At 71.0% G+C, this 25269-nt stretch carries 14 protein-coding genes and 1 pseudogene; 8 read left to right on the plus strand and 7 right to left on the minus strand.

The annotated features are described in order from the left end of the window. Positions 1-50 precede the first annotated feature (50 nt). Positions 51-1133 carry a GntG family PLP-dependent aldolase gene (locus tag AC6EXY_RS22270; protein WP_101836111.1) on the plus strand — a complete coding sequence of 361 codons (1083 nt, stop codon included), beginning with the start codon at positions 51-53 and terminating at the stop codon, positions 1131-1133. Between the two features lie 105 nt (positions 1134-1238). On the opposite strand, the gene AC6EXY_RS22275 is transcribed toward AC6EXY_RS22270, so the two are convergent. Next, entirely contained in the window at positions 1239-2036 is a 798-nt protein-coding gene (locus AC6EXY_RS22275; RefSeq protein WP_101836112.1) for a VOC family protein, read from the minus strand. 241 nt (positions 2037-2277) lie between these two features. Here AC6EXY_RS22275 and AC6EXY_RS22280 point away from each other — a divergent pair, with 241 nt between their 5' ends. Continuing rightward, positions 2278-4158 (plus strand): acetate--CoA ligase, encoded by a 1881-nt coding sequence (locus AC6EXY_RS22280; protein WP_101836114.1) that lies wholly within the window; start codon positions 2278-2280, stop codon positions 4156-4158. Positions 4159-4248: 90 nt separating this feature from the next. On the opposite strand, the gene gad is transcribed toward AC6EXY_RS22280, so the two are convergent. Both gad and AC6EXY_RS22290 read right to left on the minus strand, forming a co-directional pair. Next, a complete protein-coding gene (gad, locus tag AC6EXY_RS22285; RefSeq protein ID WP_101836127.1) occupies positions 4249-5658 on the minus strand; it encodes a glutamate decarboxylase in 1410 nt (469 codons plus the stop codon). Between the two features lie 95 nt (positions 5659-5753). Continuing rightward, on the minus strand, positions 5754-7952 hold the full coding sequence (locus AC6EXY_RS22290; protein WP_341477284.1) for an nSTAND1 domain-containing NTPase: 2199 nt from the start codon (positions 7950-7952) through the stop codon (positions 5754-5756). 799 nt (positions 7953-8751) lie between these two features. On the opposite strand from AC6EXY_RS22290, the gene fxsT (AC6EXY_RS22295) reads away from it, so the two are divergent. Beyond that, positions 8752-11301, plus strand: a complete 2550-nt coding sequence (fxsT, locus tag AC6EXY_RS22295) for an FxSxx-COOH system tetratricopeptide repeat protein (RefSeq protein ID WP_499817977.1) — start codon at positions 8752-8754, stop codon at positions 11299-11301. Here fxsT (AC6EXY_RS22295) and AC6EXY_RS22300 read toward each other — a convergent pair. The 3 genes from AC6EXY_RS22300 to AC6EXY_RS22310 are packed head-to-tail and all read right to left on the minus strand — an operon-like array spanning position 11296 to position 14562. Continuing rightward, entirely contained in the window at positions 11296-13155 is a 1860-nt protein-coding gene (locus tag AC6EXY_RS22300; protein ID WP_499817978.1) for an HEXXH motif domain-containing protein, read from the minus strand. The genes fxsT (AC6EXY_RS22295) and AC6EXY_RS22300 overlap by 6 nt on opposite strands. Positions 13156-13157: 2 nt before the next feature. Next, positions 13158-14399 (minus strand): FxsB family cyclophane-forming radical SAM/SPASM peptide maturase, encoded by a 1242-nt coding sequence (locus tag AC6EXY_RS22305; protein ID WP_101836131.1) that lies wholly within the window; start codon positions 14397-14399, stop codon positions 13158-13160. Continuing rightward, entirely contained in the window at positions 14389-14562 is a 174-nt protein-coding gene (locus AC6EXY_RS22310) for an FxSxx-COOH-like cyclophane-containing RiPP peptide (RefSeq protein ID WP_499817981.1), read from the minus strand. Before AC6EXY_RS22310 ends, AC6EXY_RS22305 begins: the two co-directional genes overlap by 11 nt. Before the next feature lie 430 nt (positions 14563-14992). On the opposite strand from AC6EXY_RS22310, the gene AC6EXY_RS22315 reads away from it, so the two are divergent. The 5 genes from AC6EXY_RS22315 (at position 14993) to AC6EXY_RS22335 (ending at position 25001) form a co-directional block, all read left to right on the plus strand. Next, positions 14993-16438, plus strand: a complete 1446-nt coding sequence (locus tag AC6EXY_RS22315; protein WP_101836133.1) for a TIR-like protein FxsC — start codon at positions 14993-14995, stop codon at positions 16436-16438. A gap of 9 nt (positions 16439-16447) precedes the next feature. Beyond that, the gene (gene fxsT, locus AC6EXY_RS22320; RefSeq protein WP_499817979.1) at positions 16448-20377 is read left to right on the plus strand and encodes an FxSxx-COOH system tetratricopeptide repeat protein; all 3930 of its coding nucleotides are present in this window, start codon (positions 16448-16450) and stop codon (positions 20375-20377) included. A 655-nt stretch (positions 20378-21032) separates the two neighbouring features. Then, the gene (locus AC6EXY_RS22325; protein ID WP_499817980.1) at positions 21033-22733 is read left to right on the plus strand and encodes a serine/threonine-protein kinase; all 1701 of its coding nucleotides are present in this window, start codon (positions 21033-21035) and stop codon (positions 22731-22733) included. Positions 22734-22920: 187 nt separating this feature from the next. Continuing rightward, the gene (locus AC6EXY_RS22330; RefSeq protein ID WP_101833514.1) at positions 22921-23484 is read left to right on the plus strand and encodes a GNAT family N-acetyltransferase; all 564 of its coding nucleotides are present in this window, start codon (positions 22921-22923) and stop codon (positions 23482-23484) included. A gap of 101 nt (positions 23485-23585) precedes the next feature. Further along, positions 23586-25001 carry a mechanosensitive ion channel family protein gene (locus AC6EXY_RS22335; protein ID WP_101833513.1) on the plus strand — a complete coding sequence of 472 codons (1416 nt, stop codon included), beginning with the start codon at positions 23586-23588 and terminating at the stop codon, positions 24999-25001. A 55-nt stretch (positions 25002-25056) separates the two neighbouring features. Here AC6EXY_RS22335 and AC6EXY_RS22340 read toward each other — a convergent pair. Then, positions 25057-25269: pseudogene (locus AC6EXY_RS22340) on the minus strand (IS607 family element RNA-guided endonuclease TnpB); the annotation flags it as partial.

Consider the following 25269-nt stretch of genomic DNA (forward strand, 5'->3'; position numbering starts at 1 on the left):
ACTCTTGTCACAGCCAAATCCGCAGGTGAGCCGGGCTAGCATCACAAATCATGACCATCGACGCACCGCCGCGTGACCGTCCCGACGGGCCGATCGACCTGCGCAGCGACACCGTGACCCGCCCGACGCCAGGTATGCGGGAGGCGATGGCGCGGGCGGAGGTCGGCGACGACCACTACGGCGAGGACCCGTCGGTCCGCGCTCTGGAGGAGTACGCGGCCGACCTGCTCGGCCACGAGACGGCCGTGTTCGTCCCGAGCGGGACGATGGGAAACTTCGTCGCCCTGCGGGCCAGCGCACCGGTCGGCACCGAGATCATCGCCGACACCGAGGCGCACATCGTCACCTACGAGATGGGCGGGCTCGCCGCACTCGGCGGCGTGCAGACCCGCACCCTGCCCGGACTCGCCGACACCGCGGACCCGGCCGCCGTGCGCGCCGCGATCCGCGCGCACGACATCGGCGGCAACTACAACATGGTCCGCACCAGCGTGCTGGCCGTGGAGAACACCCACGCCCGCGGCGGCGGGCGCGCCGTGCCACAGGCCCGGCTCGATCTGCTGGCCGGCATCGCGCAAGACGCCGGTATCGTGCTGCACTGCGACGGCGCCCGGCTGTGGAACGCCGCGGTCGCCCGCGGGGTCGAACCGCGCCGGCTCGCGGCGCCGTTCACCACGCTGTCGGTCTGCCTGTCCAAGGGACTGGGCGCGCCGGTGGGATCACTGGTCGTCTGCGACGCCGGCCGGGAGGCGGCCGTGCGGGAGTGGCGCCGCCGGCTCGGCGGGGCGATGCGCCAGGCCGGCGTGCTGGCCGCGGCCGGCCTCCACGCGCTGCGCCACCACCTCGACCGCCTCGCCGAGGACCATCTGCGGGCAGCGGACCTCGCCGCCCTGCTCGCCGACGCCGCGCCGAACCGGGTCGACCCGAAGCTGGTCGAGACGAACATGGTGCTCGTCGAGGTCACCGACGCGGGCCGTTTCGCCCGGCAGGCCGCGCAGGCCGGCGTGCTGATCGGCGCGATCAGCCCGACCACCCTGCGTCTCGTCACCCACCTGGACCTCGACGACGGCGACATCCGCCGCGCCGGCTCGGCGCTGGCCACCCTGCTGCGCGCCGAGCCGACCACTCCCTGACAAGGTAGATCAGCTTTCCTTGATCAAGACAACCTGGGCTGTCATCCGTCGAGCGGGTAGACCCTGTGGCCGGGGTGCGCCCGGTAGCCAGACCGGGCCGCGGGGTCAGCCCGCGGCGGGCGGGGTCGCCGAGACGTTCGGCCCGACCAGTTTGAACGTCGCGCCGGTCGGGTCCGCGGCGACGCCGAGCCGGCCGTACGGGGTGTCGATCCCGGGCTCGATCACCCGGCCACCGAGGGTGGCGACCCGCTCGAGCGACGCGTCCGTGTCCGCGGTGCCGAAGTAGACCGCCCAGTGCGGGGGCACGCCGTCCGGCAGGAAAGCGGAGCCGTCCATGATCCCCGCGCAGGCGGACTCGCCCTCGCCGTTGGTCGCGTACCGGAACTCCGGGGTGTCCCCGACGATGTGGACGTCCCAGCCGAACACCTCGCGGTAGAAGTCCAGAGCCGCGGGGAAGTCGCGGGTGTAGAGCTCGAACCAGCCGGGTGCGCCCGGCTCGGCGACGACGCCGAACCCGGTGTGCACGCCCGGCTGCCAGATCCCGATGGCCGCGCCGGTCGAGTCGGTGATCACCGCCATGACGCCGAGGTCACCGACGGCCATCGGCGGCACGATGACCCCGCCGCCGTGCTCGGTCGCCGCCGCGACGGTCTTCTCCGCGTCCGGGGTGGCCAGGTAGATCGACCAGCCGTCGGGCGCCTCCATGCCGGGCTGCTTGGGCATCAGCCCGCCGATGCGGACGCCGTCCTTCGTGAGGTTGGTGTAGCCGCCGAACTCGGCCGCGGGCTTCTCCGCCCCCCAGCCGAACAGCTCCCGGTAGAACGCCTTGGCCCCCTCGGCGTCCGACGTCATCAGGTCGGCCCAGCAGGGGGCTCCGGCGGGGGTGTTCTCGCGCGTGGGCATCGTGAACTCCTTCGGGTGCGTCAGACGGGCGCGGTCAGCGGACGCCGTCGGGCGCCGCGAACCGTGTCATCACCTTGGACCCCACCTCCGACAGGATTTCATCGCTCGCCGCCGACCGCCCGCCCACAAGCCCGTCGACCGTCCGCCTGGCCTACATCCGGACCACATGGAGCCCGCCCGCAGGCGGATCGCTCGCCGGATCGTCTCCCCTCGATCGCCGGACCAGGGGAGGATGGCGACCATGAACGCATACCAGCGGGAGCGCGACCGGGCCGCGACGGATCCCGCGGGATTCTGGGCGGACGCCGCCCAGGCCATCACCTGGACCAGGCCGCCGCGGCAGGTCCTGGACGACGCGCGCCCCCAGTTCACCCGCTGGTTCCCCGACGCCGAGCTCAACACGTCGGCGAACGCCCTCGACCGGCACGTCGACGCCGGTCGCGGCGGCGACGTCGCGCTGATCTACGACTCGCCGGTCACCGGGACGGTCCGCCGGTTCACCTTCGCCGAGCTCACCGACGAGGTGGCCCGGGCCGCGGGCGCGCTGGCCGCCCTCGGCGTCGGCCACGGCGACCGCGTGATCATCTACCTGCCGATGATCCCCGCGGCGGTGGTGAGCATGCTCGCCTGCGCCCGCCTCGGCGCGGTGCACTCGGTGGTCTTCGGCGGGTTCGCCGCCGCGGAGCTCGCCGCCCGGATGGACGACGCCCGGGCGAAGGTCGTCGTCAGCGCGTCCTGCGGGATCGAGCCGACCCGCATCGTGCCGTACAAGCCGATGCTCGACGAGGCGATCGCACAGGCCACCCACGCGCCCGAGGCGACGCTGATCGTCCAGCGCGACCAGCAACGCGCCACCATGGTCGCCGGGCGCGACCACGACTGGGACGAGGCGCTCGCCGCCGCCGCGCCGCATCCGCCGGTCCCCGTCGCCGCCACCGATCCGCTGTACATCCTGTACACGTCCGGCACGACCGGGCGCCCCAAGGGCATCGTCCGTGACAACGGCGGGCACGCCGTGGCGATGGCCTGGTCGATGCGCAACATCTACGACATCGGGCCCGGCGACGTGATGTGGGCGGCCTCCGACGTCGGCTGGGCCGTCGGCCACTCGTACACCGTCTATGCGCCGCTGCTGGCCGGCGCGACGACCGTGCTGTACGAGGGCAAGCCGGTGGGGACGCCGGATGCCGGGGCGTTCTGGCGGGTCGTCTCCGACCACGGGGTCAACGTCCTGTTCACCGCGCCGACCGCGATCCGCGCGATCCGCCGCGAGGACCCCGCCGGCGACCTGGTCCGCCGGTACGACCGCGCGTCGCTGCGCGCGCTGTTCCTCGCCGGCGAGCGCCTCGACCCGCCCACCTACGAGTGGGCCGTCGCCACGCTCGGCATTCCGGTCATCGACAACTACTGGCAGACCGAGACGGGCTGGCCGATCGTCGCGAACCCGCTGGGCCTGGGCCTGCTGCCGCCGCGCGCCGGCTCGCCGACGGTGCCGATACCCGGCTACGACGTGCGGGTGCTCGACCCGGCCGGCGAGCCCGTTCCCGCCGGCACGGAGGGTGCGATCTGCCTGCGCCTGCCGCTGCCGCCCGGCGCCCTGCCGACCCTGTGGGAGGACGACGAGCGGTACGTCGCGTCCTACCTGTCCGCGTTCGACGGCTACTACCTGACCGGCGACGGCGGCTACCTGGACGAAGACGGCTACGTGTTCGTCCTCGGCCGCACCGACGACGTGATCAACGTGGCCGGCCACCGGCTGTCGACCGGATCGATGGAGGCGGTGCTCGCCGCGCATCCCGCGGTCGCCGAATGCGCCGTCGTCGGCGTCGCCGATCCGCTGAAGGGCCAGGTGCCGCGCGGGTTCGTGGTGGTGAAGGTCGGTGCGCAGATCGCCCCCGAGACGCTGGCGGCGGAGCTGGTCGCCCAGGTCCGCGCGCGGATCGGCCCGGTCGCGGCGTTCGGGCGGGTCGATGTGGTGCCCGCGCTGCCCAAGACCCGCTCCGGCAAGATCCTGCGCCGCACCATGCGCGAGATCGCCGACGGCCGCTCCCCCGCCGTCCCGCCGACCATCGAGGACCCCGCCGTCCTCGACGTCCTGCTCCCCGTCCTACGCCCGTCCTGATCTGGACGCTGGCACACGGACATGACCCGACACGCGGCCGGCCTGAGGCACGCCGACCGCTCGATGTCCCCGTCGGCGAAGGACGTCCGGTCAGTGGTGGAACGAGGCGGCCTTCTCCGGGGGTAGTGGCGGGATCCTGCGGCCGGTGGAGGACAGCCGATCGACGACCCGGCGCAGGTCGGCGACGAGGAGCTCGGCGAGATCGCGGCTGAACTCGTGCCGGACGACGATCCGCAGCACGGCGAGGTCCTCCAGGGCCGGCGGGAAGTGGTAGGCCGGCACCAGCCAGCCCCGGATCCGCATCAGCTCCGAGACGTCGAACACGGTGTAGTCGGTGACGTCCGCGCGCAGCCGGAACGCGAACGCCGGGATGCCGCTGCCGTCGGAGACCAGCTCGAACGGCCCCATCTCCGCCACCCGCGCGGCGATCCAGCGGGCGTTGTCTCGGCATCCCCGGGCCACCCGCTGGTAGCCGGCGAATCCGAGCTGGAGCAGCGTGTAGTACTGCGCGACGACCTGCGCGCCCGGCCGGGAGAAGTTCAGCGCGAAGGTCGGCATCGTGCCACCGAGGTAGTCGACCTTGAAGACGAGCTCGTCAGGCAGATGCGCCTTGTCCCGCCACAGCACCCAGCCGACGCCCGGGTACACCAGCCCGTACTTGTGCCCCGACGTGTTGATCGACACCACCCGGTCGAGCTGGAAGTCCCAGACCAGGTCGGGGTCGCAGAACGGGGCGATGAACCCGCCCGACGCCCCGTCGACGTGCACCGGGACGTCCGGTCCGCCCTCGCTCGCGGCGAGCTCGTCGAGGGCGGCGGCGATCTCGGCGACCGGCTCGTAGCTGCCGTCGAAGGTCGACCCGAGGATCGCCACGACACCGATCGTGTTCTCGTCACAGCGGGCGACCGCCTCGTCGGCCGTCAGATGGGTCCGACCGGGCGCCATGGGTACCAGACGCGGCTCCACGTCCCAGTAACGGGCGAACTTCTCCCAGCACACCTGGACGTTGATCCCCATCACGATGTTCGGCCGGTCGGTCGGGGCACCCGCCTCCCGCCGCCGCGCCCGCCAGCGGCGCAGCATCGCCAGTCCCGCGAGCATGCACGCCTCGGACGATCCGGTCGTCGAGCATCCGACCGCGTGCTCGGCGTCCGGGGCATGCCACAGATCCGCGAGGATGTTGACGCAGCGCCCCTCCAGCTCGGCGGTCTGCGGGTACTCGTCCTTGTCGATCATGTTCTTCGACGAGCACTCCGCCATCAGCCGGTCGGCAGCCGGGTCCATCCAGGTCGTGACGAACGTGGCCAGGTTCAGCCGGGCGTTCCCGTCGAGCATGAGCTCGTCGTGCACGATCTGGTAGGCGGTCTCCGGCGGCATCGACTCCGCCGGTAGCCGGAACCGCGGCACGCTCGTGTCGACGGCCCCCGGCCGCACCAGCCGCGGCCGCACCTCGACCGTCCGCCCCGCCCGCTCCCCACTCGCCTGCCCGTGCAGCGCCATCCGTGTGCATCCCTTCCGACTCCCGCGGTCGCAAAGCGGCCCGCTCTGGGCAAGCACCTGATCACACCGTCATGGGACCAACGGATCGTCGGATGTCAGATCCTCGCGCCAGGATTGCCCAACAACCGGTCCACCTCTCGGCGCTGGTGCGGCAGCAGCGCGGGCCGACGCGCCTCCACGGCCCGCCGAAGCAGCTCGTCAGCACGCGTGTCGTCGCCGATCACACGGAACACCCCGGCCGCATGCCACAGCACCGGCCCGTTGTCCGCCGCGTCGTCCAGGATCGCCGTCGTCTCCGCGGAGGCCGTCGCCGGCTGACCGAGCCGGGCGAGCGCCAGTGCCCGGGCCGCGCGGGTCTCCGCGGCCCCAGCCACCGCACCGAGGGCCGCCACACTGCCAGCGGCGACTCCCGTGGCCAGCCGGCCCAGGCGGTCAAGGTCCTCGAGCGCCGCCGCGTCGTCACCGAGCTCGACGCGCAGCCGCCCGCGTTCGGCCAGCGCTGTCGCCGACCGGGGGGCAAGCGTGAGCGCGGTCGAGAAGAGCGCGGCGGCAGCCCAGCGCTGGCCCGAGTACCACAGGGCCCGACCAAGATCGATATGAATGTCGGCATCGTCCGGGATCCGGGCCGCAGCCGACTGCAGCTCCCCGATCGCCGCCCCGATCCGGCCGGTGCGCAGCAGCAGTCGGGCGGCCTGCGCCAGCGCGTGCCCCGATGCCTCGACATCCGGCAGCGACCCGTAGAGCTCCGCCGCCTGCCGATATCCCCGCACCGCCCGGTCGAAGTACCCCTGCTCGCCGTCGATGTCGGCGAGCAGCTGCAGGGCCTGGGCGCGGGTACGCGGATGGACGGAGTCCGGCCGCAGCACCTCGCCGGCGTGACCGCGGGCGGCGGCGGCATCACCGTCGGCCCGGCTGATCAGTGCCGCCTGGAGATAGTCGGCCGCGCTGATCGCCGTCACCGCCGAAGCGGTGACCGGCCAGTCCGGCACTGCCGCCTGCAGCACCGGGATCAGGCGGTCGTCGAACAGCTCGAACCGGCGGGCGCCCGCACGCCACTCGCCGACGAGCACATACCGTTCGACGAGCGCATCGAGGAGCTCCGTGGGCATGCCGGCGGTCATGGCGAGACCCTCGTCGACGCCCGCACGACGGCCTCGCTCGGTGATGAAGGTGTGGGCCAGCCAGTGGCGTACCTCGCCGGCGTCGAGGTCGTGCCGCCGGGCCTCCCGCGCGACGACCTGGGTCAGGTACGCGGACAGCGGAGCGTTGGTCGCGGTCCACGCCGGTGCTCGCCCGAGCGCGACCGCGGAGCGGCCGGTGCGTTCCCGCCACAGCGCGCTCGCGACGAGCTGCAGGTGCAGCGGTTGGACGCGGTCGCTTGCCAGGGTGGCGGGAGTACCCGCGGCGTCCATCACCCGGCTGGTGGTCAGATCGTCCAGACAGGCGTCGACGGACTCCGGGGACAGCGGGCTGCCCGCCAGCCGGGCCGGTTCGGCGAGCGCCAGAGCGGCCGCGTCACGATCCAGGGGTGCGATGACGACCTGGGCGGCCTCGCGGCCGGCCGCGAGGACCGGCAGGTGCGGCTCGAGCGAGGCCAGCCCGCTCTGCCGGACGACCAGGAGCAGCCGAAGATTCGGCAGCGCGGCCACGGCCGCGCCGAGAAGGGCCAGGAACTGCTCGCGCAGGGCGTCCATGGGCGGCGGGGCCGGCGCGAACAGCTCCTCGAACTGGTCCACCGCGGCCAGGACCAGCCGATGGTTCGAGCCCACGGCGGGACGCGCGTGGTCGCTTTGGCCCGGATGACCCGGATGACCCGGCCGGCCCGGGGCTGGCCCGGCCGGCGGATGTCCGTACAGCGCGTCGCGCAGCTCCCGCGGCAGAGGCGCGTCTCCACCCGGGCCGGACCAGGTGCGCAGCAGCTCGGCGGCGAACGGGTTGATGTCCTGGCGGCGCCGGGTCCAGGGTTCGCCCGCCTCCGGGGTCGCCAGCGCGCTCGCGGCCAGCACGCCGTCGCCGTCGGACTCGGCGGCGGGTCGCCGTACCCGACCTACCGCCAGTACGTCGGCGTCCAGAGAGGAACAGTTCGGAAGGAGACCGGCACGCAATAGTGAAGTCTTTCCCGCGCCAGATGGTCCGCACACGACAACCAGCCGGTTATCCAGCCAGTTCGCCAGCAACAAATGCGCGGCCGCGGCCCGCCCGAAGAACCGGCCCGCGTCGGCCTCCGAAAAGGGCCGTGTCCCGGGAAACGGGCCGGGGTCCGGGCGAGGCGTCATCGCGCGACCCTCGTACATCTGCGACCAGCCAGCCGCACCCTGCCTGTCCAGCAGGCAACGCCATCCGGCGCCGAGCCGGCTGGTCCCGACGGAGGCCGACAGGCAGGAGCTGTGCCGACCAGCCCGCAGCCCGGGAACGGCGCAGCCATGGGCGCTCCAGGTGCAATCGCGCTGCCGCCATCCGCTACGACTGATTCGACATCCAATGTGGTGGTGCCCCTCGTCGACCGTCCCCGACGTCGGCAAATCCTATCGGAGACCGGGTCGGCCGACTCCCGGACCAGTTGGCTCGGCCACATCGGCAAAAGCCTGCCAGGCTGTCCGAATAGTGGTTGACCACCGTCTGCCAACGGTCCGGCGATCCATGCCGGCCGAGCCAGCGAACCATGGGCCCCGGTCGTGGAGCCGTTGCCCGGGGGTCAGGGCGGCGGGACACGCGCCCATACGTGGCAGGGCGTCCGCGCCGCCCGGTGCGCCGGCGTCGGCCAGCTCCGGGTCCACTGGCTGACCTGCGCGTTTTCGCAAAATCCCAGCGCAGACCAACATCAGGATCAGGATTTGGTGCACGCGCTCCCAAGATGGACGGATTCCCGACAACCGAACTGGACTCACAACAGGGTGAACGCCCTCTATCCCCCGCCCCGTGGAGGTAGCATTCAACCTCTCAGTACAGTTGTAGTTTCCGCAGGGTCGGGCGCTCGGGCACCGCAGCACGAAGCCAGCTCACGAGGCGTGGGAAGCTCCAGGAGTCCATGCCTCGCGTTGATGACTGACGCGGGGCCAGCCGACTGACGCGGGGGACAACAGGGTGGACGCGGTGGTAAGTTCGGTTCCGGTGCAGGACACCGGTCGGCGTGTGCCGATCGTGTGGGGAAGCGTGCCGCAACGGAACAAGAACTTCACCGGCCGGGAAGGTCTGCTCGCCGAGCTGCGAGGCCGGATCACGTCGGACAGCCTCGATGTCACGGCGGTGTTGCCGCACGCCCTGCAGGGGATGGGCGGGGTCGGTAAGACCCAGCTCGCCGTCGAGTACGCCCACCGCTATCAGACCGACTACGACCTCGTGTGGTGGGTCGGCGCCGAACAGCCGGCGGTCATCCGTTCCGCCCTCGCCGCACTCGCCCCGCGCCTCGGCCTGACGGAGGGCGGCCCCCTGCGCACCGAGGACGCCGTCGCCCTGGTCCTGGACGCCCTGCGCCGCGGCGACCCCTACCGGCGCTGGCTGCTCGTCTTCGACAACGCCGAGAGCCCCGAGCTGATCCGCTCCCTCATCCCGCATGGCCCGGGCCATGTCCTCGTGACCTCACGCGACCGGAGCTGGCTGGGCCAGGTCGACGCGATCGAGGTCAACGTCTTCGACCGTGCCGAGAGCGTGCAGTTCCTGAGCCGGCGGGTCCCGGGGATCACCGCGAGCGACGCGATCGAGCTGGCCGGGGCGCTCGGTGACCTCCCGCTCGCCCTCGAGCAGGCTGGCGCGCTGCAGTTCGAGACGGGCATGGCCGCCCAGGAGTATCTGCAGCTCTTCCGCGAGGCGTCCGGCCGGCTGCTCGCGGAGAGCCAGCCCACCGACTATCCGATGTCGGTGGCGGCGGTGTGGAGCCTGTCGATGAGCCGGCTGGAGGAGCAGTCGCCGTTCGCGCTGCGGCTGCTGCGTCGCTGCGCCTTCTTCGGCCCGGAGCCGATCTCCCTGGAGCTGCTCGACCGCGGCAAGTACATCCTCAACTCCGACTTCGGCACGGCGATGCGGGACCGCCTCGCGGTCAGTCGCGCGATCCGCGACATCGGCCGCTACGCCCTGGCCCGCATCGACACCAGCGCGCGGACGCTGCAGGTGCACCGGCTCGTCCAGATCGCCATCCGCGAGGAGCTGCCCGCCGAGGATCGGGAGCGCATCCGTGACGAGGTGCACCAGCTGCTGGTCGCCTCCGACCCCGGCGACCCGGACCGCCAGCAGAACTGGCCGCAGCTCAACCAGTTGCTGCCGCACATCGTGCCCTCGGAGGTCTACCGGGCGAAGGAGCCCCCCGCGCGCCGGCTGGTCGAGGCCATCGTGCGCTATCTCTTCCATACCGGCGACCTCACCATCGGCCTGGTCGAGGCGGACCGGGCGCTCGAGTCCTGGATCGCCGATTCCGGGCCGGACGACCCGGACGTGCTCGTCCTCCAGGGCATCAAGGCGAACATCCTGTGGACCCTCGGTCGCTATCGGGAGGCCTACGAGCTGCGCCGGCCCACCCTCGAGGCCATCACCCGGGTGCTTGGCGCGGACCACGAGGAGACCCTGCTGATCCTGAACGGCCACGGCGCGGATCTGCGTGCCCGCGGCGAGTTCCAGGAGGCATGGCGGCTCGACGAGGACTCCCTGGCCCGGCACCGGGCGCTGTTCGGTGAGGAGGATCCCGCCACCCTGCGGGCCGCCAACAACCTCTCCGTCGACTACGGACTGATCGGCTCCTACGGCCGTGCCCTCGAGGCCGACGAGCGCACCCTGGCGGATCGTCGTGCGGCGGCGGGCGGGGAGGACATGTGGGTGGCCCAGTCCATGACCGCGGTCGCCCGCGATCGGCGCCAGGCCGGCCTCTACCTGGAGGCCAGGCAGTTGGCGGAGCAGGTCAATCTCCTCTGCCGGGATCTGGTTCAGCGCCGCGTGATCCCCGCTGATCACAGTTATGTTCTGCTGGCGGCGAAGGACCTCTCCGTGGCGCGGCGCAAGGCCGGCGACTTCGTCGGTGCGCTGGAGCTCGCGCGCGAAGTGTACGAGCGGTACACCGATGCGCCGAACTTCGGCTCGGAACATCCCGACAGTCTCGCCGCCGCGATCAGCCTGGGAAACGCGCAACGGGTGGCTGCCGACCCGTACGAGGCGACCGAACGGATCGAGAAGACCATCCGCCGGTTCCGCGACGTCCTCGGCCCCGAACACCCGTACACCCACGGCTGCGCGTTGAACCTCGCTCTGGTGTACCGCCAGCTCGACCGGGTTCCGGACGCCGAGGAGCTGCTCACCGACGCGCTCACCGGCCTGCGGGCACGGCTGGGTGAAGACCATCACTACACCCTGACCTGTGTGACGAATCTGGCCACGGTGCGCGCCGCGCTCGGGCACCCCGACGAGGCGCTGGCGATGGGCGAGCGGACGCTGGCCAACTTCCGGGAGCTGCTCGGTCCCGACCACCCGCACACCCTGGTCTGCGCGACCAATGTGGCGCTGGACATGGATGCCACGGGACGGGCGGACGAGAGCAAGGCGCTCGCCGAGGACACGATGCGCCGCTACCGGCGCGTTCTTAGCGAGGAGCATCCAGACGTGCAGGCGGGCCTGCGCGGCGAGCGCCTCGACTTCGACTTCGAGCCGCCGCCGCTATAGCCCGGGGCCCGCGTTGGCCGAGTGCGCCGACGAAGCGGGCAACCAGGACGAGAGGAGCACGGGATCGGGCCGCCGCCCGCTCAGCTCCTCGACCGCATGATGCAACGCGCGGACGAGTTCCGGGCAGGTGGCCAGCGTCCGAGCGCTGGCTGCCTTCGACTCCCAGGCGCACAGGGCAAGCCCGGACCAGGCATCGAGGCGGCGCGGATCCTCTGCGATTCGGGCCCGATAGCCGTCCTCGGCCGCCGCGAGGTCTCCGAGCGCGTGCGCCTGCTCCGCCGCCGGGACGTCGTCGCCAAGGGCACCGGGTACGCCCTCCCACGCGGCCTGGAAGGCTTTCGGCTCGCGAAGCCGGAGATGTGCGAGCTCCAGCTGGATGCTCCGCGGCAGCGCTCGCGGCCCCGCCTGCACCCGGGCGGACACCCGCAGGTCAGCGGGAGCCGGCCGCCCCGCGAGCCACGCTCGCGCGAGCGGCACGACCTGGTCGGCTGACGGCTCGAGATTGCGCAGCCGCCAGCTGAGCCTGCTCTCGGCGCTGATCCACGCGGCCAGCCACCGCGGCTCGTCCGGCACTGTCGCCAGCCGGTGCGCCCAGACCGCCGCCTGCATGCCGTCCAGGAAGCGCAGCCCGAGCGGGGTCATCGCCCCGGACAACCGCATGATGATCAGAACTCGCCACACGTCCTCCCGCCACCGGGCGAACTCGAAGTGCGCATATCGATGGTCCGGATGCGCCCGGCGTTCGTCGTCCCAGAACTTCGTGAGGCCGAGATAGGCGTAGGCACCCTGCAGAAGGCCGGCAAGCGGGCGCGGATCGGCCCGCCAGGGCGCGTAGAACAGCCGGCCATCCGCCGGTTCACACAGTGTGAACAGGTCGAGCAGGGCGGACAGCTTGTTGTGCTGGAACTCGTGCAGCAGGGCCGCGGCGCAGGACAGGCCGTCCCGCGGCAAGGTCATCGCGACCGCTCCGAAGGCATCCCCGGCCGAGGCGCTCAGTTCGGTCGCGCCGTCCGTCGCGCGCAACGGGAAGATCGTGGTGACCGCCGCGGCAAGGGCCCGGGCCGCCACCTGATCCCGCTGCCACAGGATTCGCCATCCGTCGTCCAGGCGTCTCTGCCACTGCTCGATCATTTCCGGCTCGAGGTCACCACTCACGGGCAGTCCGAGGTGGTGACGAACCGGGTCGACGAAGTCGAGCCGCAGGTCTATCCCTCGCCCGGCCATCTCGCTGCGCAGGGCCGGAACCCGCCGCCAGGAACGGGCCGAACCGCAGGGTCCTGGGTCGTCGCCGGACTCCGAACGCCACGAGATCCTCATCCGCGTGACGCCCCCGGGCCGCGGAACGCGCGCATGGATGGTGAGCTCGCCGCCGGCCACCCGCCCCCGCAGCCAGCCGGCCAGCACTCCGCGATGGCGACCAACCGTGGGCAGCACCAGCTCACCCTGCCAGGCGAAGAGGGTCACCTCGATGTCGATGCCGGTCCGCAGCGCGGCCACGACGGCCAGGGCGCCGAGGCCAGCGAGATCACCCGCGATCGGAACGGCGGACGACACCGTGCCACGCATTCGCCGTAGGCAGTACATCGTCCACAGCCCGAATCCCGGCGACGTCAGCAGTTCGGCGACCGTGTCCGGGCGCGCCTGCTGGGCCGCGGCGAGGGCTCCGTAGCTGTGGGCCAGCCCACTGTCGGCGGCCGCGTCGGGGACGAGCCGCGCGGCGTCGTCCATGACGGCGCGTAGCGCCAGCATCCGCCGGCTCAGCTGGGTCGCCCGCAGGCGATGGATGAGATCGTCCCCCGCACGCCCGGCCGCCAGCTCGTCGAAATCGGACTCGGCGAGCTGGTGGAACCGCACGCTCACTCGGTCCGGCGCCGGGCATCGTCGAGATCGGCCCGGATCCGACGGCCTATGTGCGTGATGAGTGCGAACAGGTCCGGACAGTACACCGAGCGGTTCCGGAAGCCCGATCCGGGCCGGTAGCGATGTGGGTAGTACCCGCCGCCGCAGACTCGATGGACGGGGCAACGCGAGCACTCGGCGCCGAGCGCCGCCGCGCCGATCTGCCGCGCCACGATGCCCGGATGACGCAGCGCGGCATCAAGGTCGTCCCGGTCAACGTGCAGACCAGTCCCCGCCGCGCCGTGGTAGGCGGACTTGAGCGCGTCGACCTGCTCCAGCGAGCCGTCCGTCTCGACCACGATCACGGCGGACGGGGTGAGGCCCACGGTCTCGATCCTGCTGTGGCCACCGAGGAGCATTACGATGATCTCCTCGAACAGACGTACGTCCGTTTCGTGCTCCGGCGCGGAGTACCACCGGTCGAACAGAGTTACGAGCCAGTCCGCATACGGCGTACGCCGATCGTCCGCCACCCGCCCGGGTGGGCGGGCCGACCAGTTCCCGTGCGGTAGCAGGAAGTCGACCGCGGGTGGATGCCACGCGAGCAGACCCTCGTAGACCTCCACCGGGTCGTTCGCCGGATCGACGACGCAGAGCAGGCCCCCGAAAACGACACGGAATGGCTCGGCTGTCAGCCGCGCAAGCCCGGCCCGCACCGCGTCGAAGCTGTCGCGGCCGTTCCGCCGCGGCCGCCGCCGGTTGTGCCGAGCCGCTCCGCCGTCGAGGCTCACCCCGATCTGGATCTCCCGGGCACGACACAGCTCAAGCATGGCGCCGTCGAGCAGCGTCGCATTGGTCTGCAGGCTGAACGTGAGCCGGCTCGCTGCCGGCATTACGTCCCGAAACGTGTCGACCACGTGCTCGAGCAGATCGGTTCCGGCCAGCACCGGCTCGCCGCCGTGCAGGACTATCTGCACGTCCGCAAGGCTGTGCCTGCGTGCGTGAGCCGCGACCCGCGCGGCCGTCGCCTCTACAGTCCGCCGGCTCATCACCACGGGCTGATCTCGCCAACCCTGGTCCGCCTGGTGATAGACGTAGCAGTAGGTGCAAGAAAGATTGCACCTGCTGTGCACCTTGAGAACGACCTGCTGGAAGGGCTCGCCTAGCCAGTACGATTGGCCGACGAGCTCCTCGAACGGGACATTATACGGCCATTCGGAGGTGGCGGGCGGACCCGCCCCGGAAAACTCAAGCGTCATTGCCAGGGCCGACCGAGACCACCTGGTCTGCCGATGGCGCGACGCTCGCGAAACCCGAGTATCGGGACAGTGAGGCAGTAGCCTCCCGGCGGAGTCGGCGCAGCGCGCGACCGAGCTCCACACCGGGGACTTTCAAGATCATTTCTAGATCGAGTCCGGTCATATCGGGCTGGTGAGACTCGATGCCTGCCGATCCGCTGGACACTGCATTACCTCCCCGGCCCACCCTGATCTTCCAAATCTAGCCGTCCCCGGCGGCCGGCGCGCGCAATGCGGCCAACCCACCGGCCCAACCTGGGAACCGATGCTCACACCCGATCCGAGACCACGTCGTAGACTCGGATTCCGCGACTCATCGACACCTGTCGCGGCCGGGAAGCGGGCTGCGCGGGGTGCGGGGGCACTGGATGGGAAACGACAGACCACGGCGGGCGCCCGCGGAAGCCCTCCGCGAGCCGCCGAACCACCGACCGGGCTGCCCGAGGCCAGCGGATCAAAAGCCCGGTATCCTGGCGGGCAGGTCTGATCGACGCCCGCGGTCGCGCCCGCCTGTGTGGCTCTCTCCGCGCCAGCGGCGACGCGGTTGACGCCAGATGGCCGGGCTGCCCCTGTACTTCTTTCTCAGCTATGCGCGCCTCGACGGCCAGGGTGACAGCTACCTGCACCGCTTCGTGGGCGATCTGCGGCGAGAGGTGCGCGCCCGCTGTGGCCATCCCTCCGCCGAGGAGGTCGGTTTCCTTGACACCACCAGCATCCAACCCGGCGAGGCGTGGTCCGCGGAGCTCGCCGAGGCGCTTCGCCGGTGCCGGACCTTCGTCGCGATCTGTTCCCGGAGCTTTTTCGCCAGCGAGTACTGCGGCCGGGAGTGGCGTGCATTCGAGGACCGCCGCCAGCACGGGCAGGAGAGCGGCGGAGTGCGCTCGCCGACACTTCTCCCCGTGATCTGGACCCCGCTGCCAGATCCGCCGGCGGTCCTCGCGGAACTGCAGTATGATCACGTCGGTTTCGGGAAGCTTTACGCTCGCCACGGGCTGCGCTACCTGCTCCAGCTGACACGGAACCACGACGAGTACCAGGAGTTCCTGGTGACGCTGGCGGAACGGATCGTGTATCTCGCGGAGAACTCAGCGTTACCTCCACTGACCAGGGCGCCAGATTTCGACAAGATCCATAGCGCCTTCCAACCGTCCGGCCCCGTTGCCGATCGGCCGAGCATCGCGGTCGTGGGCTCCGCCCTCGGCCCGGATGCGGCGGCGGGTGAGGATGACTACCCGGGCGAGCGGGACGATGCGCCCGGCTCTGGGGCCATGGGTGTTTCCCCGCCGGGCACGCCACGCGATGACCGTGCCGGGGCCCCGGCTGAGATCGCCACCACCGTCGCCCGGGGCCTTCCTCCCGGGATCATGGGCGAGCCGGCCGGGGCAGGCGAGGAGGGTGGAGGTCCCAAACGGGTGACGTTCGTGCTGGCGGTCGCCTCGACCGCGGAACTGTCACGTCTGCGCAGCAAGCTGGAGTCCTACGGCAACCAGTACGACGAGTGGATGCCGTACCACCCTCGCTTTCCCCAGCGGGTGTGCGTCTCCGCTCAGGCGGTTGCCGCTCGCCACGACATGTCCTCTCAGATCGTCAGACTCCAGAACGGGATCAGCGAGCTCCTCGAGACCTCTCGTAAGCGCAACGAGGTGGTCATCTTCATCGTCGACGCCTGGGCGTCCCAGCTCGACTACTACTACAGCGCGCTGCGGGAGTACGACGACCGCAACGAGCCCTTCACCGGCGTCCTGGTGCCCTGGAACCCGGAGGACGCCGAGACAGCCACGCACGCGACCGCCCTGAAGGAATCGCTCGAGCGCGCGCTGTGGAAGAACGTCGTTCGGGGAGACAACTTTCTCCGTATGGAGATCCACAGCCAGGAGGAGTTCGACACCTCGCTTCTGCAACTACTCGTGGACACCCAGGCCCGCGTCTTCCGGGCGCCATCCGCGGTCCGCCGGCCGAGCTCTCCCCCACGTCGTCGGCCGTTTCTCGACGGCCCGTAGGAGAAGACCGTGTCAGTCGCATCGGAGGGGCGCATCGTCACCTTCTACTCCTACAAGGGTGGTACGGGGCGTTCGATGGCGCTCGCCAACACCGCCTGGCTGCTGGCGAGTAACGGCCGGCGGGTCCTCGTCGTGGACTGGGATCTCGAAGCACCCGGCCTCCAGCGGTACTTCCATCCGTTCCTGCACGACCCGCAGCTGCGCTCGACCCGTGGGGTAATGGATCTGATCTGGGACTTCACCGCTGCCGCACTGTCTCCCCCGATCCGCGGGGAGGAGGACTGGCTGGAGCGGGCCAGCGCGATCACCCCGTACGCCGAATCCCTGAACTGGGATTTTCCCGACGGCGGGACAGTTGACTTCGTGTGCTCGGGGCGGCACGACGCCGCGTACTCCCGGCGGCTGAGCTCGTTCGACTGGACCTCCTTCTACGAGGAGCGCGGCGGAGCAGATTTCCTCGACGCCGTCGCGGAAAGCATGCGCGAGTCCTACGACTGGATCCTGATAGACAGTAGGACGGGCCTGAGCGACACGGCGGGAATCTGTACGCTACACCTGCCCGACATCGTCGTGAACTGCTTCACCCTCAGCGCGCAGAGCATCGAAGGAGCCGCCGCCGTCGCACGCTCGATCGCCGGCCCGGAACGCGACCGCGGAATTCGAATTCTGCCCGTTCCGATGCGGGTGGAGGACAGCGAGCGCGCAAAACTCGAACGGGGTCGTGATGTCGCCCGCGCCACCTTCGACTCCTTTCTGCGAGGCATGGACCCCGGCGAGCGGGAACGATACTGGGGCGACGTCGAGATTCCCTACAAGCCGTACTACTCCTACGAGGAGATCCTGGCGGTCTTCGGCGACCGTCCCCACCAGGAGGGCACGCTGCTCGCGGCGTACGAGCGGCTGACCGCGCATCTCACCGAAGGCGAAGTCAGCGAGCTGCCCGCGCAGGACGAACGGCAGCGGCGGCGTCACCTCGCGCGATTCGAGCGCCAGCAGGCCGAGATACCCCTGGCGATACACGTGAGCCACGCCCCGCGCGACCGCAACTGGGCCGACTGGATCGCCGGAGAGCTGGCGACGGTGGGCTTCGCCGTGACCGTCGAGTCGCTCGACGGGCGGGACGGCGCCGCGCCGAAAACCACCGGGGACGCGGACGTCCGCACGGTCGTCGTGCTCTCCCCCGCGTATGTCAGCTCCCCCGACAGCACGGACCACCTGCGCGCGGACGTGGCCGGTGGCGGGGTCGGCGCCGTTCACCCGCCGCTCGCCCTGCGGGTGAAGGATGTGGAGCTACCGGCCGAGTTCGACGGCCTCGACCTCACCGAGCTGGTTGGGCTGGACGAGGGCGCGGCACGGCGGGCGCTGTTCGCCGCAGTCGGCCGCCCCACCCGCCGGTCCCCCGACACTCCGCCGCTGGCCAGATCAACGACCTCCGCGCGCTTTCCCGGCGCGCCGCCGCAGATCTGGACCGGCGTCCCGGCCCGGAATCCGGCCTTCGTCGGTCGGGAGGACCAGCTGGCCGCACTACGCGAACGCTTCGTCGGCACCGATGCGGCACCTACCCGCACGCTCGTCCTGCAGGGTCTGGGTGGAGTCGGCAAGACCCAGATCGCCGGGGAATACGCCCACCGCTTCGGATCCTCCTACGACCTGGTCTGCTGGGTCGGTTGCGACCAACCGGCCCTGGTCCGCAGCAGCCTGGCCGCGCTGACCGACGCGTTGCACCTGCCGGAGCGGCCCGGGCACGAGCCCGTCACAGAAGTGATCAACGCGCTTCGGCGGGGGGATCCCTACCGACGCTGGCTCCTGGTCTTCGACAACGCCGAGAGCCCGGAAGACATCGCCCCGCTGATGCCATCCGGACCGGGTCACGTGCTCGTCACCTCCCGCAACCAGCGCTGGCAGGGACGACAGGCCCGCCTGGAGGTCGGGGTGTTCAGCCGGGACGAGAGTGTGGCCCTGCTGCGGCGACGGGCCCCCTCACTCACCGAGGACATGGCGGCCCGCCTGGCCGAGGCCCTGGGCGACCTGCCCCTGGCCCTGGAGCACGCCGGCGCCTGGCATGCCGAGACCGGGATGTCCGCCGAGGGCTATCTGGAGCTCCTCGAACGCAGCCCGCGCCCGCTGCTGCTGGAAGGGGAGATTCCCACCTATCCCAGACCGGTCGCCCGCACCTGGCTCCTGTCGGTCGAGCGGCTCCGCGAGCAGATGCCGGTCGCGGCGCGGCTCGCCGAACTGTGTGCCTTCCTCGGCCCGGAGCCGATCAGTATGGAGATCCTGGCCGGAGACGACCTTCGCGACCTGTCAGATCCCGACGACCAGGCGCTGCGGGATCCTCTCCTGCTGGCAACCGCGGTGCGCAACGTGACCGAGCACGCGCTGGCTCGGGTGGTGGACAAGGACGGGAGTTCCTGCCTGGAGATGCACCGTCTGGTGCAGGCGGTCCTCCGCGACGATCTGACGCCACAACGCAGGGCGCAGGCCCGTCGGCGGGCCCAGGAGCTGCTGGCTGCCGCCGATCCGGGCGACCCCGACGGCCCGCAGGCATGGACTCGCTATGCCCAGCTACGCCCGCACATCCGGGCGGCGGACGCGGTCCACTCCACCGTCAGGGCTGTCTCCGAGCTGGTCCGTAACGTTGTCCGTAGCCTGTACACGCAGCGGCACCTCGGTGACTGTCGAGAACTCGCCAGCGAGATTCTTCCTGTCTGGCGTGACAATTTCGGCGAAGACGACCGGCGGACCCTGCGGATCGCCCTCGATCTTGCTGACAGCCTTCGCGCGCTGGGCGATCCGACGACGGCTCGAGAGCTGGACGAGGCGGCGAGGGAGCGACTCGTCCGCGCCCTCGGCCGCGACCACGACCTGTCGTTGCGCGCGGCGCGGGCGCTCGGTGGTGACCTCCGGGGGATGCGGCAGTACCAGCAGGCACGCGCACTCGACGAACAGACATACGAACGATTTCGGATCAACAGCTGGCTTGACCGCGAGGACGGAATCAGCGCAGCGAACAACCTGGCCGTCTCCCTGCGCTTCGTCGGCGACTTCCGCCGGGCCCTCGAGCTAAGTCGAGACATTCATGAGCGCGTACGCGCACAGGAGCCCCCCGCCAAGAAGGTTGACATTCTTCAGTATACTGACAGCTACGCCCGGGATCTGCGGGAGTGCGGACGGTACCTGGAGTCACTCGCCATACTGCAAAAAACGCAGGAGGAGTGCAGAGAAAATCTCGGCGAGGACCACGCGGATACACTGAGATCGCTTCGTAACTTCGCAGTGTCCCTGAGGTGGTGTGGCCGAGAGGATGAATCTCGCCGAATCTCCGAATCCACTTTCAGAGCGTTTCGTGACCGATTCGGTCTGGACCATCGCGAGACCCTTGCCACCGCCGTCAGCCTGACCTATGATCTCTGCCTGGCCGGGGAGAAGGTCGCCGCCCGTCGGCTGGCCGAAGACACACTCCATCGCGCCCAGAACCATCTGGGAGCGGACAGCCTCGATACGCTGGGCGCGGCGAACGCCCTGGCCGTCACCAGCCGCCGGCTCGGCAACGCGGCGGCCGCGGCGACGATCGCCGAACAGACACTCGCCAAGCTGCAGTCATCCCTTCCCCCTGGCCATCCGTTCATTTACTACGGTGCTGCCAATCTCGCCAACTGCCTTGACGACCTCGGAAGGGTGCACGAAAGGAACCAGCTTGACCGGCTGGTCGAGAGCAGTCTGCAGACGCACCTCGGCTATGAGCATCCGCAGACCATGATTTCCACGGCCAACCGTGCGACCAGCCTGGCGAACGCGGGCATCGATGGAGTCGGAAACACCGTCAGCCCGGAGGTGCTGGAGGAACTCCACGCGGGACTCGGATCCGAACATCCGATATTCGCGAAGATCTCCGCCGGAGATCGCATCGACTTCGAAATCGACCCTCCACCGCCGTGACCGGACCATCCCTTTTCCGGGTCAATCCGTCACGGGCGGCGCCCCGATGACGGAGTTGAATCCGGACTGTGCGCCCAACGGGGCCTCGGAAGCCCGCCGAAGCGCGACCACGGCGTCCCGGATGCGCCGATTCTTGTGATCTTGAAGGTGGGCGAGATCGATCTCTGAGAGATCGGGTAGTTCTGACTCGAAGGCCTCGTATCCGGCGACCATGACTCGCTTCCCCTCCAGCTTCGGCCGGATGCGGCCGATGTCCGATGCAGCGTACGGCCCCCCGACCTTCCACCTGGCGGCCCAGGGGGCGGAAATGCCGAACAGTCACCAGCCGTTGCATCGACGGCGCTTCGGATTGGCCGATGTAGGTGCTCCGGACACGGTAGGCGCCGCGACGCGGGTGCGATTCAACCGCCGATCAACTTGCTGCACCGGCGTGGTCGCTGCCCGGAACTGTTCGTCGCGCGACCCCAGCCGCGACGCGAGCGGTGGTCATGTACCGAAGTCCTGACTGTGCTGCCGGGACTGGCTGACTTGTGCTGCCGGGACTGGCTGACTTCGCGGTCGGCAACCGGACAGTCGATGTCAGACGGTCCGGTCTACGGTGAAACACCGGTTCGCACCGCCGGATGCCGCCCGTGCGGAGAGGAGCTCGCCGACCGTGCCGGTGTCACCACTGCGCCGCACCGACCCGACGGAGATCGGGGGCTATGCGATCGCGGCCCGGTTGGGCGAGGGCGGCATGGGCGTGGTGTACCTCGCCAACGGTCCGGCCGGCCGGCCGCTCGCGATCAAGCTGATCTCGCCTCGCGTGACCGGCGAGCCCGATTTCCGACTGCGCTTCCGGCGCGAGGTGAACGCGGCGCGCGCGGTAGGTGGGGCGTGCGCGGTCCGTGTCGTCGCCGCTGATCCGGACGCGCCCCGACCGTGGCTCGCCACCGAGTACGTCGCCGGATCGAGCCTGGCCGAGGTCGTCGACGCCGAGGGCCCGCTGCCGGGACCGGTGCTGGACACGCTGGCCGCCTGCCTGGCCGAGGCGCTGCTCGCGATACACCAGGCGGGAGTGGTCCATCGCGACCTCAAGCCGTCCAACGTCATCCTGTCGGCAACCGGCCCAAAGGTGATCGACTTCGGGGTGTCCCGGCTGGTCGAGGCGACTCCCCTGACCGGGCCGGGGTCGATCCTGGGCAGTCCGGGCTACATGGCACCCGAACAGGTCTCCGCGGACCAGATCGGGCCGGCCGCCGACGTGTTCTCGTGGGCCCTGACCGTCGCCTTCGCCGCGACGGGACGCCCCCCGTACGGGCTGGGGCGCCCGGAGGTACTGATCTACCGGGTGATCGGTGAGCGCCCGGACATCCGCGGTGTCCCCGAACGTTTCGCCCCCATCCTCGAGGCGGCGCTGCGGCCTGATCCGGCCAGCCGACCGACCGCTGCGGCGCTGCTGCGCTGGCTGCTGCCCGACGCCGCCGATCCGGCCGACGCGACGGCACGACTGCTCGACGAGCAATGGCGGCTGACAGGCCACGCGGCCCAGGCGGCTGTCCCGCTCCCGATCACCCGCCTCGTCCCGCCGCACCAGGCCGCCCGCTCCGGGCCGGGCAGCGCGCCCGCCGGGTTCGGACCGCCCGGGCCGTATCCCCCGTCCGGGCCAGCGCGAAGCCCCTCCGGACCAGCCACACCGCCTTTCGGACCAGAGGCGAGCCCCGACGGGCCCAGCCGGCCTCCGACTCCGGGGGCGGTACCGGCGGCGCGTCGGGCGGGCCGGCGGGCCTGGCTGTCCAGCCAGTGGATTCCCATCACGATCGCCATCGTCGGCGTGCTGACCGTGACGATCGTCGCCATGGTCGTCACCAGCGGCGGCAGCACGTCCGCCACGCCCCCCACGCCGCCGACCGCCGCGCCGACCAGCGCACCCACGGTGCCCACGCCGAGCACCGGCCCGTCCAGCGATCCCACCCAGCCGCCCACCACCCCCGCCGCGACGACCCCCGCCGCGACGACCCCCGCGCCCGCGGCCGTCGACCTCAACGGTCGCTGGCGTGGCGCCTACACCTGTTCCCAGGGCGTGACCGGCGTCCTGCTGAGCATCATCACCACGCCGTCACGGGATCTTTGGGCGAGGTTCGACTTCTACGCGGTCGCGACCAATCCCGGCGTTCCCTCCGGCTCATACCTGATGCGGGTCACCTACACCGACGGGGTCGCGAACTTCACCGCCGAGCGGTGGATCGACCAGCCCGCGGGATATGGGATGGCCAACCTCACCACGCGGCCCCGCGCCGATCAGCCCAACGAACTCAGCGGCCGGGTCCGGCTGAAGGGATGCACCACCTTCACGGTGCGCCGACAGATTCCGTGACCGTCGGATCGACGCGAAGCAGATCACGCGGACAAAGCCGGGCAGGTGATCGATACCGGGCATAGGGTCGCCGGTAAGCGCGGGATCGACGAGGGGAACCCACCGGGCGCGCAGGCGTTGCGGCCGCGGCGCCAGGCGTCTCCTCGGCGTTACCCGGGTGATGTGGTCGACGGGCAGGATCGGACAGGTGCGCACACGGCGGGCGTCCGCGGAGGACTGGGACGCGATCTGGCCTGTCTGGCGCGCCGTCGTCGCCGAGGGCGAGACGTGCCCCTGGACGCCGGACACCGATGAGGACACCGCACGCGACGCCTGGATGCTGCCGTCGCCCGCCGAGGTACTGATCATGGAGGAGAGCGGCGGCCCGGACGGGACGACGGTCGTCGCCACCGCGCTGCTCGTTCCCAGCCTGCCCGGCCTCGGCGACCACGTCGTGCAGGCCACGCTGCTGGTCGATCCGAAGTGGGTCGACCACGGCGGGCCGCCGCACCGCCCGCGGCTGCGCGGCGGCGGGCACTGGGAGAGCGCCAGCCGGCTCGCCGCCGAGCAGATGATCGAGTACGCGGCCGACCGCGGCTATCGGGCGATGCAGCTCAACGCGGTGATCTCCGCCAACCCCCGGCTGGTCTCGCTGTGGCGCTCCCTGGCCTTCCGCCTGGTCGGGACGCTGCCCGCCGCCTTTCGCCACCCCTGGCTCGGCGACGTCGACCTCTACGTGATGTATCGCTTCCTCCCCACCCACGACCGCTGACCCACACCCCCGGGGGGCTATGACGCGTATCACTTCGTCGTGGCGCCCGCGCATGGGCAGGGGACTTGGGAAACGAATCCCGACGGACGAGGAGCCCGCCTGTGCGTGCAAGCGCCGCGCCCGACCTTTCGTTCTCCGACATGCGATCGACGATCGCCGTGCTGACCGTGCTCGCCGGCGCGGTCCTGCTCGCCCTGGCCACGTCGTTGGTGGTGCACCGCGTCGCACTGCGAATCGGCCGGCACTCGGGCATCGTCGCCGACCTGGCCCGACGCGCCGCGCGGCCGCTGCGGCTGACGCTGGTCCTCATCGCGCTGCAGATCGCGCTGGGCGCGACCCCCGAGCAGGACTGGACCGCGTCCGCGGCGCGGGTCTGCGGCATCCTGCTCATCGCCGGGCTCGCCTGGTGCGTGACGGTGCTCGCGTTCGTCTTCGAGGAGGTGGCACTGGCCCACTACCGGGTCGACGTCGCCGACAACCGGCACGCCCGCCGGGTGCGCACCCAGGTCGGCCTGCTGCGTCGGATCACCGTCGTGGTGATCGCGGTGATCGCCGCCGCCTCCATGCTCATGACGATCCCGAGCGTGCGGGTCGCGGGGGCGAGCATCTTCGCGAGCGCCGGCGTCGTCGGTATCGTCGCGGGCCTCGCCGCGCAGACGTCGCTGGCCAACGTCTTCTCCGGGCTGCAGATCGCCTTCACCGACGCGCTGCGCGTCGACGACGTGGTGGTCGTCGAGGAGGAGTGGGGCCGCATCGAGGAGATCACCCTGACGTACGTGGTCGTGCACATCTGGGACGACCGGCGGCTGATCCTGCCGTCGAAGTACTTCACCACCGAGCCGTTCCAGAACTGGACCCGCCGCGAGTCCGCCGTGCTCGGCGCGGTGGAGCTCGACCTGGACTGGGAGATTCCGCTCGAGCGGATGCGCGCCGAGCTGCACCGCGTCGTCGAGTCCACCGACCTGTGGGACGGGCGGACCTGCGTGCTGCAGGTGACCGACGCGGTCGGCGACCACATCCGGATCCGGGTCCTGGTCAGCGGCAAGGACGGGCCGACCACCTTCGACCTGCGCTGCCACGTCCGGGAGGCGCTCGTCGTCTGGGTCCAGCGCCATCACCCCGCGGCCCTGCCCCGCACCCGGATCGAGTTCGACGCCGCCGCCCACCTGTTCGCCCCCGCTCAGCAGGCTCGCCCGAACGGCAACGGCGCCGACGACCATCCGCTGCGCAAGCGCGAGGACGGGCGGCAGAGCTGGGTGCCGGTCTCCTCCGTGGCCCTGTCCGACCGGACCGGTCAGCATGGCCGCACCGCCGCCCCGCCCGCGCCGGCGCAGCGGGCCGCCGAGGACACCGCCCACACCGCCGACGCCACCGAGGACGCTCGGCTGTTCTCGGGTGCGAGCCCGGACGCGGCGCAGCGCGCCCGCGCCTTCAGCGAATCCGTCGGCGATCCGGATCCTGATCCGGATCAGGAGGAATCCAGCGCCGAGGACCAGAACGGTCCGCGTCAGTCCTGAACCACGACGCGGTCCCAGAAACCGTTGCGGATCGATGAGCGATAGCGCTCGCCGTTCACGCCGCCGGCACTTGCGCGCCGGCACTCCTGGTCTGACCGGCCTTGGCCGTGCCAGGTTCCCGCTTCCCAGCCACCCGCCCGCTCATGCGGGTCTTATGGTCGGCTCCACGGGCGTTTACCGTCTCCGACGTACTAGCGGCGACGAGGTGACGCAGGTTGATCGCGGCGTTCAGGTCGCGGTCGATCACCAGCCCGCAGGACTGGCATGC

Source organism: Frankia sp. RB5 (assembly GCF_059816245.1).